Below are 17,417 nucleotides of genomic sequence, written 5' to 3' on the forward strand. Positions count from 1 at the left end.
CGGCCACGATCGCGAATGCCACGAGTACGCGGGAAACTTTTTGCGCGAGTGTGCGTCTATGGCGATTTATGGCGGCTTTTTTGTCGGTGGGTGTGGCTAGTTTGGCGTTGTGAGTGTTGATCCGGAGGCGTTGTCGGCGGCGTTTGATGTCATCGACGCTGCGATCGCCGATCTGGTCAACTACGACTGCGACGCATTGGCCGCCCGCGAGCAGCTGGCGATGTTGGGGCGCTGTGAGAAGGTCCGCCGGAGCCTCCCGGCGGTGGAGCATCCGTTGATCAACAACCTTGCCCGCCAGGCCACGCCCGAGGAGTTGGGCGGCACGCTGCCGCACGCGATCGCCGAGGCGACACTGATCAGCCGCGCCGAGGCATCCAGGCGCGTCAAAGAGGCCGCCGACCTGGGCCCGCGACACGGACTCACCGGTGAGCCCCTGGCGCCGATCCTGCCGGCCACCGCCACCGCCCAACGCGACGGGAAGCTTGGCGCCGGGCAGGTGGCGGTGATCCGCCGCTTCTTCCACCGCCTACCCGGTTGGGTCGATGCCGACACCCGAGACGCCGTCGAGGCCGACCTGGCCACCCACGGCACGCAATACCGCCCCGAACAGCTGGCCGCACTGGCCGATCACCTCGCCGACTGCCTCAACCCTGACGGCACCTACCGCGACGAGGACCGCGCCCGCCGCCGCGGCCTCATCCTTGGCAAGCAGGGCCCCGACGGCATGTCGGAACTGCGCGGCGTTCTGACCCCCGAGGCCCGCGCCAGCGTGGAGGCCGTACTGGCCAAGCTGGCCGCGCCGGGCATGTGCAACCCGCTCGACGACACGCCCTGCGTGGACGGCGCACCTACACAAGAGGCGATCGACCGCGATACCCGCTCGGCGGCCCAACGCAACCACGACGGCCTACTGGCGGCGTCGCGCGCGCTGCTGGCGTCGGGAAATCTAGGCCAGCACAACGGGTTACCCGCCGCCATCATCATCACCACCACCCTGCAGGAACTGCAAACCGCCGCCGGCACGGGGCTGACCGGTGGCGGCAGCGTGCTGCCGATGAGCGAGGTCATCCGCCTGGCCCGCCACGCCCATCACTATTTGGCCGTCTTCGACAACGCCAAACCCCTGGCGCTGTACCACACCAAACGCCTGGCCTCCCCCGGTCAGCGAATCATGCTCTACGCCAAGGACCGCGGCTGCACCGCACCCGGCTGCACCGTGCCCGGCTACCTCTCCGAAGTCCACCACGTCACCGACTGGGTGAAATGCCGGCGCACCGGCATCGACAACCTCACCTTCGCCTGCGGACCCCATCACCGCATGCTCAAACCCGGCGGCTGGACCACCCGTAAGAACGCCAAACATGAAACCCAGTGGATCCCACCGCCCCACCTCGACCGCGGCCAACCCCGCACCAACACATTTCATCATCCCGAAAAGCTGCTACGCGGCGACGATGACGATGACGATGACGACGCGGCATAGCGGTGATGGTTTCTGATTGGTTAGCGTGACTGCCGTGGAAGACCAGCGCACGTTGCTCTTGATGCGACACGCGAAATCCGGCTACCCGCCCGGCGTTGCCGACCACGACCGGCCGCTGGCGCCCCGCGGGGTTCGTGAAGCCGGCCTTGCCGGTGACTGGCTGCGCGCCAACGTCCCGGCCATCGATGCCGTGCTGTGCTCCACCGCCACGCGTACCCGACAGACGTTCGTCAACACGCGTATCGACGCGCCGGCGCGGTACAGCGAGCGGCTCTATGGCGCCACGCCCGGCACCCTGATCGAGGAGATCAGCACGGTCGGCGAGGGAGTCGAGACGCTGCTCGTCATCGGACACGAGCCGACGATGTCGGCCGTGGCGCTCGGCCTTGGCGGCAGTGGCACCGATGTCGCTGTGGCCGAACGAGTTTCGGCTAAGTTCCCGACGTCGGCGATCGCCGTCCTGACCGTGCCGTCCGGATGGAAGTGCCTCGAACTCGGCCGCGCGGCGCTGATCGGCTTCGAGGTGCCGCGCTGAACCCTAGGAGTTCGTGGCCAGCGTCAACTCCATCAGCTTGAGAGCCTGACCGCACGCGTCGATGCCGGGCGCCTGGGGGTTGACCCACCAGCCGACCACCCCCGCGGCGTCACTGGCCACTCCGCACGCGCCGTTCGGGTCATCCGGGCGCATCACGATCGAATCGATCCCGGCGATGTTGCGGGTCTCGACCTTGTACTTCAGGAATTCGGCGACCTTGCGTTCGTTGCTCAGGCTGCCCTGCTCGAACCAGAACCGGGTGATGTCGATCAGCCCGGCCGGGTTGGCCGCCTGCCACCGGCAGATGGCGCCGACGAACGTGCTCTGAATGTCGAGCGGGTCGGCGCCCACCGTCTTGGCGAGGATGTCGCTGGTGAGCACCTCGCACTCTTTGAGCAGGTTCGGATACTGCTGCTGCGAGTTGTTGTTGCGCGTCGGACCGCCCGCCTTGACGGCGGTACCGCCGATGGATCTCGAACATCCCGTCAACACCAGCAGCGCGGCGATCAGGACGGCTACGAGGGCACGGACGCTTCGTCTGCTCATTTGGAGTTCGCAATCGACTGACGTGCCAGCTCCTTGGCGATGTCGCAGGGCGGCGGGAACGGCTTTTGACTGAAGCTGATCGACCATTCGAAGAAGTCGTCCTGGAATTGGATGCCCACCTCGCATAGTGAGTCACCCAGGTTGGGCTCGTTTCCGATGGCGATGAACCCGCTATGGCCGTTGATGTTGATGTCATCGACGCTGGCCCGCGACAGCTCCTCGGTCTTGCGTTCACGGCCGATCGGGCTGCCGCGATACCAGGAGAAGGAAAAATGCGGACCGAGGATGCCGCCGCCCGCCAGCCATTGGCAGCCGACGGAGTTACGGGCGGTATTGATCAGGCCCGTCACCCTGGTCAACTCCGCCACGGTCTGATCGCTGACGCCGCCGCATTGGGGGAACATCGGCCCGTGGTGGCCCTCGGAGTTCCCCGGCGCCGACGAGGACGTCGCCCCCGGTTTGTTGCTCCCGGAATCCGAGCACGCCGCAACCCCGGGAACCAGGATCGCCAGGGCTGACGCCGCAACGGCCAGCGCCCTCGAGTTACGCCGCACCGCTACCCTGCTTTTGCTCAGCCTGCTGCCGGTCCACACGATGCACTGTAGCGGCAGCTCAGCGGGTCAACCACCGACGCGCCTGAACAGGCGTTTCACCGGCCCGGCCGCAAACGATGCGCGGGTTAGGGCGTCCGGCGGTTGCTGGCCACTGTGCGACCCGCCGTATGCGACAGTTACGAAATGCTCCTGGCACTGCTGCGCCAGTACATCCAGCCGTACCGGCGGCTGGTCGCGGTGCTGATGCTGCTGCAGCTGGTCAGCACGTTGGCGTCGCTGTACCTGCCGACGGTCAACGCCGCAATCATCGACGAGGGCGTCGCCAAGGGTGACACGGCGACCATCGTCAGTCTCGGCATGGTGATGCTCTCGGTCACCGGGTTGCAGGTGCTGTGCGCGGTCGCGGCGGTGTACTTCGGCTCGAAGACCGGAATGGGTTTCGGTCGCGACCTGCGCGCGGCGATGTTCGAACACGTCACGACCTTTTCCGAGCATGAGACCGCCCGCTTCGGCGCGCCGACGCTGTTGACGCGCAGCACCAACGACGTCCGCCAGATCCAGTACCTGGTCCAGATATCGAGCACCGTGCTAATCACCGCGCCGATCATGTGCATCGGCGGAATCATCATGGCCATCCACCAGGAGGCGGCGCTGACCTGGCTGCTGCTGGTCAGCGTTCCCATCATGGCCGTGGCCAATTACTGGGTGATGTCGCACATGCTGCCCCTGTTCCGCAGGATGCAGGGCCTCATCGACGGCATCAATCGGGTGATGCGCGACCAGTTGTCCGGCGTCCGGGTCGTCCGGGCGTTCGCCCGCGAAGGCTACGAGCGCGATCGATTCGCCCGCGCCAACGCCGCGCTCTCGAACACCGCGCTGACCGCCGGCAACTGGCAAGCGGTCATGCTGCCGGTGACCACGCTGACCGTCAACGTGTCCAGTGTCGCGCTGATCTGGTTCGGCGGGCTGCGCATCGATCGCGGCCAAATGCAGGTCGGCTCGCTGACCGCGTTCTTGGCCTACTTCACCCAGATCCTCATGGCGGTCTTGATGGCGACCATGACGCTGGTGGTGCTGCCGCGAGCCTCCGTCTGCGCCGAACGGATCACCGAGGTGCTCTCGACCCAGGCCGCCGTCGACAACCCGCAAAGTCCGGTGTTCCCGCGCGGCGGCATCACCGGGGTGGTGCGCCTGGAACACGCGACATTCAGCTACCCGGGCGCTGATCGCGCTGTGTTGCAGGACATTTCGCTGACCGCGCGGCCCGGCGCCACCACGGCCATCGTCGGCAGCACCGGTTCGGGCAAGTCGACGCTGGTGTCGCTGATCTGCCGGCTCTACGACGTGACGGGTGGCGCCGTCCTGATCGACGACGTCGACGTCCGCGACTACCACACCGAACGGCTCTGGTCCGCGATCGGGCTGGTTCCCCAGCGCGGCTACCTGTTCTCCGGGACCGTGGCCGACAACCTGCGCTACGGCAAGGCGGACGCGACCGAGGACGAGATGTGGGAGGCGTTGCGAGTGGCCGACGCCGACGGGTTCGTGCGCGCGCAAGACGACGGGCTGCGCATGCGGGTGGCCCAGGGCGGAATCAACTTCTCCGGCGGTCAGCGGCAGCGACTGGCGATCGCACGGGCGGTCATCCGCCGCCCGGCCATCTATCTCTTCGACGACTCGTTCGGCGCCCTCGACGTGCACACCGACGCACGGGTGCGCGCGTCGCTGCAGGAGGTTTCGCGCGAGGCCACCGTCATCGTTGTCACGCAACGGGTTTCCACCGCCGCCCAGGCCGACCAGGTGATCGTCGTCGACGACGGGAAATTGGTGGGCACCGGCACGCACGAATCGCTACTCACAGACTGCGCCACCTACGCGGAGTTCGCCGACTCGCAGTCGGTGAGCGCCTTGCCATCGGGTCGAGTCGGGGGCGCGCCATGACCGTGGCGGCCACCCGCGGCCTGACCCCGGCACCGGCCGGGCGCTCCCGCGACTTCTGGGGTTCAGCCGGCCGGCTGGTGAGACGGCTTGCGCCACAACGCCGGCTGAGCATCGCGGTGATCAGCCTCGGCATCACCGGAACGGTGATCGGAGTCATCGTCCCGCGAATCCTCGGTCACGCCACCGATTTACTGTTCAACGGCGTCATCGGGCGACAGCTGCCCGCGGGAATCACCAAGGCGCAGGCCGTCGCCGCGGCCCGGGCCCGAGGCGACGGCACCTTCGCCGACCTGCTGTCGGGGATGAACGTGGTGCCGGGCAAAGGCGTGGATTTCGGCGCGGTGGCACGAACCCTCACGCTGGCGTTGGGCCTGTATCTGGTTTCGGCGCTGCTGATTTGGGCGCAGGCGCGGCTGCTCAACGTCACCGTGCAGCGCACCATGGTCGCGCTGCGTTCCGACGTGGAGGACAAGATCCACCGGCTGCCGCTGTCTTACTTCGACGGGCGCCAACGCGGTGAGCTGCTGAGCCGCGTGACCAACGACATCGACAACGTGCAGTCGTCGCTGTCGATGACCATCAGCGCGCTGGTGACGTCGATCCTGACCGTCGTCGCGGTGCTGGCGATGATGGTGTCCATCTCGCCGCTGCTGGCCCTGATCGCCGTGGCGACGGTGCCGCTGTCGCTGGTGGCGACGCGTGCGATCGCGCGGCGCGCACAGCGCCTGTTCGTGGCGCAGTGGACAAGCATCGGGCGCCTCAACGCCCATATCGAGGAGACCTACAGCGGCTTCACGGTGGTCAAGACGTTCGGCCACCAGGCTGCGGCGCGCGAGCAGTTCCGCGAATTCAACGACGACGTCTACCACGCCAGTTTCGGCGCCCAGTTCTTCTCCGGCCTGGTGGGGCCGGCGACGTCGTTCATCGGCAATCTCGGTTACGTGGCCGTCGCCGTCGTGGGCGGCCTGCAGGTGGCCACCGGCCACATCACCCTGGGTAACATCCAGGCCTTCATCCAATACGTCCGGCAGTTCAACGCCCCGCTGAGCCAGGTGGCCGGGATGTACAACACCCTGCAGTCCGGGGTCGCCAGCGCGGAGCGAGTGTTCGATCTGCTCGACGAGCCGGAGGAATCGCCGGACTCCGTGGGGGTCAGCGGCGGTGCCGGACGAGTCGAGTTCCAGCACGTGAGCTTCGGTTACCGCCCGAATTCGCGGGTGATCCATGACCTGTCGATGGTGGCCGAGCCGGGCAGCACGGTGGCGATCGTCGGGCCGACGGGCGCCGGCAAGACCACGTTGGTGAACCTGCTCATGCGGTTCTATGACGTTGACTCCGGCCGGATCCTGGTCGACGGGGTCGACATCACCAGGGTGAGCAGGCAGTCGTTGCGGTCGCGGATCGGCATGGTGCTGCAAGACACCTGGCTTTTCGACGGGACGATCACGGAGAACATCGCCTACGGGCGGCCCGGGGCCAGCGCGGACGAGGTGGTGGAGGCCGCGAAGGCGGCTTACGTCGACCGGTTCGTGCACACGCTGCCGGCAGGCTACGAGACCCGGGTCAGCGGCGGCGGCGGCAACATCAGCGCCGGCGAGAAGCAACTCATCACCATCGCCCGCGCATTCCTTGCCCGGCCGCAACTGTTGATCCTGGACGAGGCGACCAGCTCGGTCGACACCCGCACCGAGGCCTTTATTGCCCGCGCCATGTCCGAGCTTCGCCGCGATCGCACGAGTTTTATTATCGCGCATCGGCTTTCGACGATCCGCGATGCGGATCGCATCGTCGTTATCGAGGCGGGCCGGATCGTCGAGCAAGGCAGCCACCCCGAACTGGTGGCCCGGCGAGGTGCCTACTACGCCATGACGAAGGCGTAAGCCCGAGAAGCGAGCTCGTCCGGCCAGCCCGGGCACCGCCTCCCGTTATCCGGACGAAGTCACTTTGAGAATTCGTTGAGGTAACGAAAAGGCGAAGGTCGGAACCTTTTCTCAATCAAAGCCGCCACGGGGCGCAACGAACGCAACGAGAAAAGGACAAACCATGAAGAGCATCAAGATTGCCAGCATGGCCAAGACCGCCGTCTTGGCACTGGTCGCCGGTGCCATCGCGCTGGGAGTGGCCGGCCCGGCCGAAGCGGCCTCGGGCGCCACCTACGGCGACCCCGCCGCTGCCGCCAAGTGGTGGCGCCACCAGAAGTACGACGACTGCGTGCTGATGGCCGCCGCCGACGTGATCGGCCAGATGACCGGCAAGGAGCCCTCGGAGGACGCCATCATCAAGAAGGCCCAGTCAACACCCAGCACGATCCACCCGGGCTCGATTTACATCAAGCCGTCCAACGCCAAGGACCCGAATTCGGGCCAGGGCACCATGTTCGGCGATGTCCCGACGCTGCTGAAGCTGTACAACGTCTACGGAGTGGTCAGCGACGCGGCCCACGCGGCGAAGACCGGCGTACCCGCGGGCATCGAAGGAATCGAGCAGCTGCTGGGCACCGGTCACAAGGTGATGGTCAGCGTCAACGCCGAACTGATCTGGAACATCCCCGTCGAGACAACGGACGAGAACGGCAACCCGATAGGTGACCACGCCGTGGTGGTGACCGGTGTCGACACCGCCTACAACATCGTGCACCTGAACGACAGCGGTGACCCCAAGGGCCGGGACGCGCAGCTCCCGATGGCGCTCTTCATGCGAGCCTGGGAAGCCAGCCACGAGCTGATCGTCGCCACCATGTGAGGCACAACCGAATTCCCATCGCGCGGCGGGCAGCCCCACGGTTGCCCGCCGTATGCGTGTTCGTCTGGGGGCCAACCCTGTTCGCACCGCGTGTCAGAGGTCGTTCTGGCGGGGAACGCTTTTCACTCATCCGCGGCAGAGCCAGATTCGCGCGTTTCTACCGAATTCGCCGGGATTGATATCACAATGACAAGCTAGGACATTTTCTTTGGTGCTGCGCAGGACCGGAAGGACCGATAAGCGATGGTGGACAAACGTCTCGAACTCGGTCTGCTCGGACCGTTGGAGATGACCGTCGACGGCACCCTGGTGGCCTTGGGCACCCCCAAACAGCGAGCGGTGCTGGCCATGCTGCTGATGAACCGCAACACTCCGGTCGGGGTCGACAGGCTCATCACGGCCCTATGGGACGACGAGCCGCCGTCGGGGGCGCGGGCCAGCATTCATTCTTACGTGTCCAATCTTCGCAAGCTGCTCAGCAACGCGGGAATCGACCCGAGAGCGGTGCTGGCCGCGGCACCACCGGGATACCGGCTCAGCATCGACGAAAACGCCTACGATCTGGGACGGTTCATCGCGGAAAAGGCCGCGGGCGTGCACGCGGCCGCGCTAGGAAAATTCGAGGAAGCCAGCCGGCACTTGGCGGCCGCGTTGGCCCAATGGCGCGGACCCGTGCTCGAGGACTTACGCGAGTTTCAGTTCGTCGACACCTTCGCGACTTCCCTTGTCGAGGAAAAGATTCTGGTGCACGGCGCAAAGGCGGAGGCCGAAATCGCTTGCGGGCGAGCGTCTGGTGTGATCACTGAGCTGGAAGCGCTCACCGCCGAACACCCCTATCGCGAGCCGCTGTGGGCCCAGTTGATCACGGCCTACTACCTCACCGACCGCCAGTCCGACGCGTTGGCCGCCTACCGCCGCGTCAAGACCACGCTCGCCGACGACCTGGGGATCGATCCGGGTCCGACGCTGCGGTCGCTCAACGAGCGGATCTTGCGGCAGGAACCGCTGGACGTGAAACGAAGTGCCAAGACCGCCGCCGTCGACACGGTCACGGTGCTCGAACAGCACACCATGGTGTCCGGGCAGAAGGCCATCGCTTATCTGCATGAGACCACCGGGCGCAGCTATCCGCTGCGCGCGGCGGCGACCCGGATTGGGCGCCTTCCCGACAACGACATCGTGCTCGACAGCCCGAAAGTCAGCCGCCACCACGCCGTCATTGTCGACACCGGCACCAGCTTCATCATCAACGACCTCCGGTCCTCCAACGGGGTCCATGTACAACATGAGCGGATCCGCTCGGCGGCCACTCTGCGCGACGGCGACCACGTCCGCATCTGCGACCACGAATTCACGTTTCAGATCGCCGCGGACACCCAGGGCTAGGCGGGGGTTGATCGGGGTTGGTTGATTCGGGTGTTTGTGGTGCGTGGGGGTGGGTGGGGGCTTACGGTCGTGGTTGCTGGGTGCGGGGGTTGCGGCTGACCGGTGCGCCGGGCAATTGTTGGTGTCGGTGGCGTGGTGGATGGGTGTGAAGGATCGGCGATGAGTGATGAGCAGCCCTCGCGGGTGGGGTCGGATTTTGGCCCCTATCACCTAAAACGGCTGCTGGGCCGGGGTGGGATGGGGGAAGTCTATGAGGCCGAGCACACCGTCAAGGAGTGGACGGTGGCGGTCAAGCTGCTCTCGGAGACCTTCAGCAAGGACCCGGTGTTTCGGGAGCGGATGAAACGCGAAGCCCGCACCGCCGGTCGTTTGCAGGAGCCGCACGTGGTGCCCATCCACGACTACGGCGAAATCGATGGCCAGATGTTCTTGGAGATGCGCCTGGTCGAGGGCACCGACTTAGACAGCGTGCTCAAACGCTTCGGCCCGCTGGCCCCGCCGCGCGCGGTGGCCATCATCACCCAGATCGCCTCGGCCCTGGATGCCGCCCACGCCGCCGGGGTGATGCACCGCGACGTCAAACCACAAAACATTCTCATCACCCGCGATGACTTCGCCTACCTGGTCGACTTCGGCATCGCCAGCGCCACCACCGACGAGAAGCTCACCCAATTGGGCACCGCGGTCGGGACGTGGAAATACATGGCCCCGGAACGGTTTTCCAACGCCGAAGTCACCTACCGCGCCGACATCTACGCCCTGGCCTGCGTGCTCTATGAATGCCTCACCGGATCCCCGCCCTACACATCCAGTAGCGCGGGCGCGCTGGTGACCGCCCACACCATGAATCCCATCCCCCAGCCCAGCGCGTTGCGGCCGGGCATACCCAAGGGTTTCGACGCGGTGATCGCCCGCGGGATGGCCAAAAACCCCGCCGACCGCTACGCCAGCGCCGGCGACCTGGCCCTGGCCGCCCACGAGGCACTCAGCGACCCCGACCAAGACCACGCCGCCACCATCTTGCGCCGCAGCCAAGAAGCCACCCTGCCCGGCACCGTCATGGCGCCTCCCCCGACGCCGGCGCCACCGCCCCCGGCCCCCGGCTCGACCCCGGTACCCGGCTCCACCCCGGTACCCGGCTCCACCCCGATACCCGCGCCGGGCCCGCCGACCTGGCGGCCCGAAAGCGGCCCCATCCCAGCCGCCGGCCAGCCCGCGGCCACACCGCCCTACTACCAAGGCGCCAACCCCAATTGGGGCGGCCCCCCACCACCAACCCCAGCCCCATTCACCGGCACACCCGCCTGGAACCAACCCCCACCCAAACAACGCAACCCCTGGCCCATCATCGCCGCCGCCGCCGCCCTAGTCATCGTCGTCATCGCCGCCGCCGTCGGCATCGCGATAGTCATGCAAGGTCACGACACCAAGCCGCAAGCAAACCCCACGTCGACCACGACAACGACCACCGCCAGGACCACCACCACGACGACCACCCGGGCGAGCAATCCGCAGAGCAAGCTGCTGAGCATGCTGCCCGCGGGGTATCCCGCGGGCGCTTGCACACCGGCGACCCCTAAGGCGAACAGCATCTGGATCAATACTTTGGCCATGGTCGACTGCGAGAAGAACACCAACCCTGGCGGCCCATCCCGCGCGATCTATGGGCTGTTCGCCAATGAGGATCTGCTGAAGAAGGCGTTCGACGACGACGTCGCCGCCGTGCAGCTGATGAACTGTCCGGGAGCCGGGCCGTCGCCGGATGGCTGGCACCACGACAGCACCCCGAACGTGACCGCCGGCATGATCGCGTGCGGCACCTACAAAAACCACCCGAACGTGATATGGACCAACGACGCCAAACTCATCCTCTGTGATGTTTACGGGGATCCCCCCGCCATCGAGGACCTGCACACGTGGTGGACCAACTACGGCGGCTGAGCCGATGCGGTCAAACCGCAACGCGGAGAGAGGCTTCCGCCTGACCGCCGCGAAGCGATGCGGGCGAGTGTTCTAGGCGGGAAACTTCACCATGAGAGGGGCGCCGCTGACCGCCAGCGCGGCGCACCACAATTGCATCGACAACAGCCGGTATCCGACGCAATACACCAGGTAGGAGCACGCGTGCCGCGCGGTGACACCGCGTGCCGCGGTCCCTGTAGTCGTCAGCACCTGCGTTCCCTTCGTTGCGTCCCGAGATGTGCCCTCAGAATCCGCGCATCTACTCGCCGCATCCTTGACGAATCCTTGAAGCGTTCGGCGGGGGTTGATCGGGGTTGGTTGATTCGGGTGTTTGTGGTGCGTGGGGGTGGGTGGGGGCTTACGGTCGTGGTTGCTGGGTGCGGGGGTTGCGGCTGACCGGTGCGCCGGGCAATTGTTGGTGTCGGTGGCGTGGTGGATGGGTGTGAAGGATCGGCGATGAGTGATGAGCAGCCCTCGCGGGTGGGGTCGGATTTTGGCCCCTATCACCTAAAACGGCTGCTGGGCCGGGGTGGGATGGGGGAAGTCTATGAGGCCGAGCACACCGTCAAGGAGTGGACGGTGGCGGTCAAGCTGCTCTCGGAGACCTTCAGCAAGGACCCGGTGTTTCGGGAGCGGATGAAACGCGAAGCCCGCACCGCCGGTCGTTTGCAGGAGCCGCACGTGGTGCCCATCCACGACTACGGCGAAATCGATGGCCAGATGTTCTTGGAGATGCGCCTGGTCGAGGGCACCGACTTAGACAGCGTGCTCAAACGCTTCGGCCCGCTGGCCCCGCCGCGCGCGGTGGCCATCATCACCCAGATCGCCTCGGCCCTGGATGCCGCCCACGCCGCCGGGGTGATGCACCGCGACGTCAAACCACAAAACATTCTCATCACCCGCGATGACTTCGCCTACCTGGTCGACTTCGGCATCGCCAGCGCCACCACCGACGAGAAGCTCACCCAATTGGGCACCGCGGTCGGGACGTGGAAATACATGGCCCCGGAACGGTTTTCCAACGCCGAAGTCACCTACCGCGCCGACATCTACGCCCTGGCCTGCGTGCTCTATGAATGCCTCACCGGATCCCCGCCCTACACATCCAGTAGCGCGGGCGCGCTGGTGACCGCCCACACCATGAATCCCATCCCCCAGCCCAGCGCGTTGCGGCCGGGCATACCCAAGGGTTTCGACGCGGTGATCGCCCGCGGGATGGCCAAAAACCCCGCCGACCGCTACGCCAGCGCCGGCGACCTGGCCCTGGCCGCCCACGAGGCACTCAGCGACCCCGACCAAGACCACGCCGCCACCATCTTGCGCCGCAGCCAAGAAGCCACCCTGCCCGGCACCGTCATGGCGCCTCCCCCGACGCCGGCGCCACCGCCCCCGGCCCCCGGCTCGACCCCGGTACCCGGCTCCACCCCGGTACCCGGCTCGACCCCGATACCCGCGCCGGGCCCGCCGACCTGGCGGCCCGAAAGCGGCCCCATCCCAGCCGCCGGCCAGCCCGCGGCCACACCGCCCTACTACCAAGGCGCCAACCCCAATTGGGGCGGCCCCCCACCACCAACCCCAGCCCCATTCACCGGCACACCCGCCTGGAACCAACCCCCACCCAAACAACGCAACCCCTGGCCCATCATCGCCGCCGCCGCCGCCCTAGTCATCGTCGTCATCGCCGGTGGCGTCGGCATCTGGCTTGCCGTGCGACCCAAGCCGGTGCCGCCTCCCGACCCGATACCGGCCGAGCGTCTCAGCGCGCTCTTGCTCGGCGCTACCGACATCAACACCGTCATGGGCTCCTCAACCATGGAGCCCGGCAAGCCCATTCAGACAATGGACACTTCGTCGCTGACGGTGTCGCAGCCCGACTGTCAGGGAGCGCTCTACACCACCCAGAATCCGGTCTACGCGGGCACCGGTTACTCGGCGGTGAGCGGACTGGTGTCTTCCGAGCCGGGAGACAACTACGACCATTGGGTCAATCAGGCCGTTGTCCTTTTCCCATCCACCGACAAGGCGAAGGCATTCCTGCAGAGTTCGGCGAGCAAGTGGAAGGGCTGCGCCGGCAAGACGGTGACCGTGACGAACAAGGGCAAGACTTATCGGTGGACGTTTGCACAGGTTCAAGGTGATCCACCCAAGATCGCCGTGTTGGACACCCAAGAAGGCGCCGACGGCTGGGAGTGCCAGCGCGCTATGGGCACGGCGAACAACGTGATCGTCGACGTCAATGCCTGCGGGTACCACATCAGCGACCAGGGCACCCAGATCGTCGACAAGATCCTCGCGAAGATCGAGAACGGCTAGGCACGGCAAAGCCGAAGCGGCACTGCGCTATTGGATGTCCGGACCCTGAGCGCGCAAGTCGTCGACGGCCGACATGGCGCTGCGCAACTTGGCCAGCCACTCCTCGGCGTGCTCACCGACCAACTTGACCGACCACGCGAGCGCGTCCGCGCGGGACCGGGCGACGCCGGCGTCGACCAGCGTGTCGAGCACCTGCCGTTCCGGTTGCTTCAAGCGCGTCATCACCGGTACTGCGATGTGAGTGAACAGGATTCGCTCCGCGCCGGATTTGGAGCCGACCTCGACGCCCCAGGAAACCTTGCGGCCGTAGCGATCCTGCGCCTCATCGGCGATGCGCATTCGCTCCGAACGGGTTTCCTCGCGGAACCGTGAGGCGCGGCCTTGCCCGCGCGCCTCGGTCTCCTCTTGCTCCGAACCCTGGACGTCGGGCAGCCGTCCGATGACCGTGATCTCTTCGCGGTCGACGATGACCGTCGGGTCACCGTCGAACCAGCTTTCGGGCAGACGCCCGGCGAACCATTCCGCGGCGTCGCTGGCGTCGGGTTGCTGGGCCTGCTGCCAGCCGCCGGGGCGGCCGTAACGCCGGCCGCGCGTGTGATGCGATTTCATGATTACATAATTACATCGTTTCATGGTTTATGGAAGGCCGTTCACCCGCGGCGAACGCGGTCGCGGCGACGCGGGCACCAAAAGGTGCGCCCAAGTGCGCAGAACCCGTTGATATGGGCTGCTCAAAGTTGTATTTTGGGTAGCGAAGCAGGCCCGGAACGACCAGATCGCAAGCGCCGGAAGTCAGGGTAGAAACCGGCCGCGTAGGACCCGCGCATGACGGAGTCAAACGCCCCCTAGTGTCGTCCGGGCCTGCCTATGTCCGCGGGCTTCCCGGGTCAGTCGTCGCCGTTGGACCCGTCGCCGCGGCGAATCCGGAAAAGCTTCACCTCGTTCTTGATGCCCTTCAGGCGGCGCGCGCCGGCGAACGACCCGTTGAACTCGCCGGTGTCGCCGATCGTCTCCCAGACCGAATCCGCCGCCAGCACGGTGCCCGGGCGCGCCACACTGGTGACCCGGCTCGCGACGTTGACCGGGCTGCCGAACCAGTCGCCCGCCCGGCTCACCGCCATGCCGGAGGCCACACCCGCCCGCAGCCGCGGGAAGTCGTTGTCGGTGTCGACAGCGTCCACGAGCTTCACCACCACGTCGAGCATGGGCAGCGGGTCGGGGCAGACGAACATCACCGCGTCACCGATCGTCTTGATGAACCGGACCGGCGGGACGGTGATGTCTCGGGCCAGGACGGCAAGCCGGTTGGCCAGATGGCCCAGCTCCTCTGCCGACACCGCTTCGCCGATGCGGGTGAAGCCGACGAGGTCGGCGAAGGCGACGGTGATCGGGCGCGCGCCCGGCAGCGGTTTGCCGGCGGCGCGCTCCGCGGCATTGACCGCCTCGGTCTCCATCATGTGGCGCAGCTGCATGAAGAGCATGTGCTGAATCAGCGGGCCGAGCTCGGGCGCGATCTTGCTGACCAACGCCTTTGAGGCCTTGGCGATTTCCAGCTCGGTCGCCCCGGGCCGCATGATGGCCGAGAGGGCGGAGTAGCGCATGACCTCGGCGGCGCGTGACAGCCCTTCGGCGAGCACCCGGACCACCAGCACCACATGCTCGGGATCCAGGCCGAGTTCGACAAAGCGCTGGGCGCGGGCGGCGGCTTCACCGTCGGCGCGCATGTGCACGACCGCGTCGGGATCGTCCACCCGGGCCAGACCGATCGCGCGCTGCACTCGTTGCAACAGGTCCAGGTCGATGCCGTGGGTCTCGCTGATCTCCCGGGTGGACACGTAGGTGCCGTCGTCACCGATGAGGTGGCGGCTGGCGAGCAGCAATGGCGGGTTGGTCGCCCTGATCTCGTCCGCGGTGATGCCCTGCTCGAGCAGCCACTCCACCAATTCCGCCCGCTCGGTGCGCGCGCTGCCCTCGAGTCCTTCGAGCAGGTCCTCGTCCACGTCGCCAACGTACAACGCCAGCGAGCCATGATGTGAAGTCATGATGTGAAGGATGAGCGCATCACTGTTGCTGGGGTTCCCGCCGGTCGTCGATCAGCGCGCGAGGGTGCTGATCCTGGGTTCGTTTCCCAGCGCCCAGTCCCTGGCGGTGGGTCAGTACTACGCCAATCCCCGAAATGCGTTCTGGCCGATCACCGCAGAGCTGTTCGGGTTCGATGCGGCGGCGCCCTACAAAGCACGGCTGGCCGCGCTGCAATCGGCCGGTGTGGCCCTCTGGGACGTGGTGCGCGCATGCCGCCGCGCCGGCAGCGCGGACTCGGCGATCGAGCCGAAAAGCTTGGTGGTCAACGACTTCGGTGGATTGTTCGCGCGGCACCCTACCATCGCCCGGGTGTACTTCAACGGCGCCAAGGCCGCCGAGCTGTACCGCAGGTTGGCCTATGCCGACGAGCGGCTCGAGTACCGGCGGCTGCCGTCGACCAGCCCGGCCCATGCCGTGCCGCCGGAAGCCAAGCTGGCGGCTTGGCGCGAAGTTTCAGTGCAGCCGTTATGACACCGGAGGGCGCCGGTGGGCCCACGGCCTGGCGGATTCGATCTGCGCGGCCAGCGACAACAGCGTCGCTTCGTCGTACGGCCGGCCCACCAGCTGAACGGCGATCGGCAGGCCGTCACCGTCGAAGTCCCACGGCACGGCGGCGGCGGGCTGTCCGGTCAGATTCCAGATCTGCTGGTAGGGAACGCGCTGCGCCACCGCGAGCAGCGTCCACACCGCGCCGCGGCGCTGGTAGGCGCCGATGCGGGAGGGGCCCGTGGCGTTGCCCGGCGTGAGGACGACGTCGACGTCGTCGAAGATCGATTGGATCCGGGCGGTCACCGCCGGCTCGGCCTCGCGAAGGGCGGTCATCCGGTGGTCGGAGAACAACGAACCGGCGCGGGCCAGGTTGCGGGTGCGCGCCTCCAGCCGTTCGGGGTGCGCCAATGAATCGGCATCGTCGCTGATGCCGCGCAGATAGCGGGGCAGGTAATTGGTCATGATGGCCGACGGCGGATAGTCGGGGTCCCCGGCGATCACCTCATGCCCCAGGTCGCGCAGCAACGCGCCGGCCTGTTCGACCGCCGTCAGCGCCTCCTTACCGACCTTGACCGGCACCGGCGTTGGGGACTTGGTGCTCAAGGCAATTCGCAGCCGTCCGGGGTCACGAGTCGCCGCGGCCACGAACTCCCCCTCGGGCCCCGGGACCGTCGACGTCGCATCCAGGAACAGCGCGGCATCGAGCACCGACCGGGCCAGCGGACCGTTGACGCTCAGCCCGTGCCAGGCGTTGTCGTGCGGCTCCAGCGACACCCGATCCCGTTGCGGTTTGACACCGAACAGGCCGCACCAGATCGCCGGGATGCGAATCGAGCCCCCGCCGTCGGATCCCAGCGCCAGTGGAGCGAGGCCGGCGGCCACTGCGGCGGCGCTGCCGCCACTGCTGCCACCCGGGGTGCGCCTCAGATTCCAGGGGTTGCGGGTCGCACCGAAGGTCAGCGATTCCGTGTAGGGAAACATCATCAGCTCGGGCACATTGGTTTTGCCGAGGATGACGGCGCCGGCGGCGCGCAGCCGGCGGACCACCTCCGCGTCGGATGTCGCCGCGGGCCGGTGTCCGCCGCTGCCGTACGTCGTCACCTCGCCGGCGACGTCGACATCGTCTTTGATCGCGATCGGCACCCCGAGCAGCGGGAGCCGCTCGCCGGCGTCGAGGCGGTCCTGCGCGACGGCGGCCTCGTAGCGCGCGCTGTCGGAGAGCACCACGCGGTAGCAGCGCAGCTGGCTGTCCAGCCGCGCGATCCGGTCCAGGTAGATCTCGAGCAGTTCGGGCGCCGTCAGTTCGCCGTCGGCGAGCATCCGTGCCTGCGCGGCCGCGCCGGCATAAGCCACCTCGCGGGCCACGTCGGGTGCGTCCACTGCG

Annotated in this window: 15 protein-coding genes; 9 read left to right on the forward strand and 6 right to left on the reverse strand. The window is 67.0% G+C overall.

The window, feature by feature from the left end; translation table 11 throughout:
• The first annotated feature begins 109 nt into the window (after positions 1 to 109).
• Both KXD96_RS22395 and KXD96_RS22400 read left to right on the forward strand, forming a co-directional pair.
• Complete coding sequence (locus KXD96_RS22395) at positions 110 to 1,483, forward strand: HNH endonuclease signature motif containing protein (RefSeq protein WP_260739944.1); 1,374 nt, start codon at positions 110 to 112, stop codon at positions 1,481 to 1,483.
• 34 nt (positions 1,484 to 1,517) lie between these two features.
• Entirely contained in the window at positions 1,518 to 2,018 is a 501-nt protein-coding gene (locus KXD96_RS22400) for a histidine phosphatase family protein (RefSeq protein WP_260739946.1), read from the forward strand.
• A 3-nt stretch (positions 2,019 to 2,021) separates the two neighbouring features.
• Here KXD96_RS22400 and KXD96_RS22405 read toward each other — a convergent pair whose 3' ends face one another.
• Both KXD96_RS22405 and KXD96_RS22410 read right to left on the reverse strand, forming a co-directional pair.
• Complete coding sequence (locus KXD96_RS22405) at positions 2,022 to 2,564, reverse strand: DUF3558 domain-containing protein (protein ID WP_260739948.1); 543 nt, start codon at positions 2,562 to 2,564, stop codon at positions 2,022 to 2,024.
• Positions 2,561 to 3,118 carry a DUF3558 domain-containing protein gene (locus KXD96_RS22410; RefSeq protein WP_260739949.1) on the reverse strand — a complete coding sequence of 186 codons (558 nt, stop codon included), beginning with the start codon at positions 3,116 to 3,118 and terminating at the stop codon, positions 2,561 to 2,563. Before KXD96_RS22410 ends, KXD96_RS22405 begins: the two co-directional genes overlap by 4 nt.
• 183 nt (positions 3,119 to 3,301) lie before the next feature.
• On the opposite strand from KXD96_RS22410, the gene KXD96_RS22415 reads away from it, so the two are divergent.
• The 5 genes from KXD96_RS22415 (at position 3,302) to KXD96_RS22435 (ending at position 11,128) form a co-directional block, all read left to right on the forward strand.
• Complete coding sequence (locus KXD96_RS22415; RefSeq protein WP_260739953.1) at positions 3,302 to 5,059, forward strand: ABC transporter ATP-binding protein; 1,758 nt, start codon at positions 3,302 to 3,304, stop codon at positions 5,057 to 5,059.
• Positions 5,056 to 6,939, forward strand: coding sequence for an ABC transporter ATP-binding protein (locus tag KXD96_RS22420; protein ID WP_260739955.1), 1,884 nt, complete (start codon positions 5,056 to 5,058; stop codon positions 6,937 to 6,939). The genes KXD96_RS22415 and KXD96_RS22420 overlap by 4 nt, the downstream gene beginning before the upstream one ends.
• Before the next feature lie 163 nt (positions 6,940 to 7,102).
• Positions 7,103 to 7,801, forward strand: coding sequence for a hypothetical protein (locus KXD96_RS22425; RefSeq protein WP_260739958.1), 699 nt, complete (start codon positions 7,103 to 7,105; stop codon positions 7,799 to 7,801).
• A 243-nt stretch (positions 7,802 to 8,044) separates the two neighbouring features.
• Positions 8,045 to 9,187 (forward strand): ATPase/transcriptional regulator EmbR, encoded by a 1,143-nt coding sequence (gene embR / locus KXD96_RS22430; protein WP_260739961.1) that lies wholly within the window; start codon positions 8,045 to 8,047, stop codon positions 9,185 to 9,187.
• Positions 9,188 to 9,346: 159 nt separating this feature from the next.
• Positions 9,347 to 11,128: a serine/threonine-protein kinase gene (locus tag KXD96_RS22435; RefSeq protein ID WP_260739963.1), complete on the forward strand. Its 1,782-nt coding sequence runs from the start codon at positions 9,347 to 9,349 to the stop codon at positions 11,126 to 11,128.
• Between the two features lie 72 nt (positions 11,129 to 11,200).
• Here the strand turns inward: KXD96_RS22435 and KXD96_RS22440 are convergent, their stop codons facing one another.
• Positions 11,201 to 11,359, reverse strand: coding sequence for a hypothetical protein (locus KXD96_RS22440; protein WP_260739966.1), 159 nt, complete (start codon positions 11,357 to 11,359; stop codon positions 11,201 to 11,203).
• Positions 11,360 to 11,605: 246 nt separating this feature from the next.
• Between KXD96_RS22440 and KXD96_RS22445 the strand changes: the two genes are divergently transcribed.
• Positions 11,606 to 13,462 carry a serine/threonine-protein kinase PknH/PknJ gene (locus KXD96_RS22445; protein WP_260739967.1) on the forward strand — a complete coding sequence of 619 codons (1,857 nt, stop codon included), beginning with the start codon at positions 11,606 to 11,608 and terminating at the stop codon, positions 13,460 to 13,462.
• A gap of 27 nt (positions 13,463 to 13,489) precedes the next feature.
• On the opposite strand, the gene KXD96_RS22450 is transcribed toward KXD96_RS22445, so the two are convergent.
• Together KXD96_RS22450 and KXD96_RS22455 are read right to left on the reverse strand one after the other, a co-directional pair.
• Positions 13,490 to 14,071 carry a hypothetical protein gene (locus tag KXD96_RS22450; RefSeq protein ID WP_313901593.1) on the reverse strand — a complete coding sequence of 194 codons (582 nt, stop codon included), beginning with the start codon at positions 14,069 to 14,071 and terminating at the stop codon, positions 13,490 to 13,492.
• 278 nt (positions 14,072 to 14,349) lie between these two features.
• Positions 14,350 to 15,504 carry an adenylate cyclase regulatory domain-containing protein gene (locus KXD96_RS22455; RefSeq protein WP_260739971.1) on the reverse strand — a complete coding sequence of 385 codons (1,155 nt, stop codon included), beginning with the start codon at positions 15,502 to 15,504 and terminating at the stop codon, positions 14,350 to 14,352.
• Positions 15,505 to 15,514: 10 nt separating this feature from the next.
• Between KXD96_RS22455 and KXD96_RS22460 the strand changes: the two genes are divergently transcribed.
• A complete protein-coding gene (locus KXD96_RS22460) occupies positions 15,515 to 16,015 on the forward strand; it encodes a DNA-deoxyinosine glycosylase (protein ID WP_260739972.1) in 501 nt (166 codons plus the stop codon).
• Here the strand turns inward: KXD96_RS22460 and KXD96_RS22465 are convergent.
• Positions 16,010 to 17,353, reverse strand: a complete 1,344-nt coding sequence (locus KXD96_RS22465) for an amidase (RefSeq protein WP_260745499.1) — start codon at positions 17,351 to 17,353, stop codon at positions 16,010 to 16,012. The genes KXD96_RS22460 and KXD96_RS22465 overlap by 6 nt on opposite strands.
• Positions 17,354 to 17,417 lie beyond the last annotated feature (64 nt).

Origin of the sequence: Mycobacterium sp. SMC-2 (assembly GCF_025263485.1) — a bacterium.
GTDB lineage: Bacteria > Actinomycetota > Actinomycetes > Mycobacteriales > Mycobacteriaceae > Mycobacterium.

Bases quoted from the DNA above. Each gene is read 5' to 3' on its own strand.
- KXD96_RS22420 (WP_260739955.1), top strand. From the start codon at position 5,056: ATGACCGTGGCGGCCACCCGCGGCCTGACCCCGGCACCGGCCGGGCGC.
- KXD96_RS22445 (WP_260739967.1), top strand. From the start codon at position 11,606: ATGAGTGATGAGCAGCCCTCGCGGGTGGGGTCGGATTTTGGCCCCTAT.
- KXD96_RS22405 (WP_260739948.1), bottom strand. From the start codon at position 2,564: ATGAGCAGACGAAGCGTCCGTGCCCTCGTAGCCGTCCTGATCGCCGCG.
- KXD96_RS22465 (WP_260745499.1), bottom strand. From the start codon at position 17,353: ATGCTCGCCGACGGCGAACTGACGGCGCCCGAACTGCTCGAGATCTAC.
- KXD96_RS22435 (WP_260739963.1), top strand. From the start codon at position 9,347: ATGAGTGATGAGCAGCCCTCGCGGGTGGGGTCGGATTTTGGCCCCTAT.
- KXD96_RS22460 (WP_260739972.1), top strand. From the start codon at position 15,515: ATGAGCGCATCACTGTTGCTGGGGTTCCCGCCGGTCGTCGATCAGCGC.
- KXD96_RS22425 (WP_260739958.1), top strand. From the start codon at position 7,103: ATGAAGAGCATCAAGATTGCCAGCATGGCCAAGACCGCCGTCTTGGCA.
- embR (WP_260739961.1), top strand. From the start codon at position 8,045: ATGGTGGACAAACGTCTCGAACTCGGTCTGCTCGGACCGTTGGAGATG.
- KXD96_RS22450 (WP_313901593.1), bottom strand. From the start codon at position 14,071: ATGAAATCGCATCACACGCGCGGCCGGCGTTACGGCCGCCCCGGCGGC.
- KXD96_RS22455 (WP_260739971.1), bottom strand. From the start codon at position 15,504: ATGACTTCACATCATGGCTCGCTGGCGTTGTACGTTGGCGACGTGGAC.
- KXD96_RS22415 (WP_260739953.1), top strand. From the start codon at position 3,302: ATGCTCCTGGCACTGCTGCGCCAGTACATCCAGCCGTACCGGCGGCTG.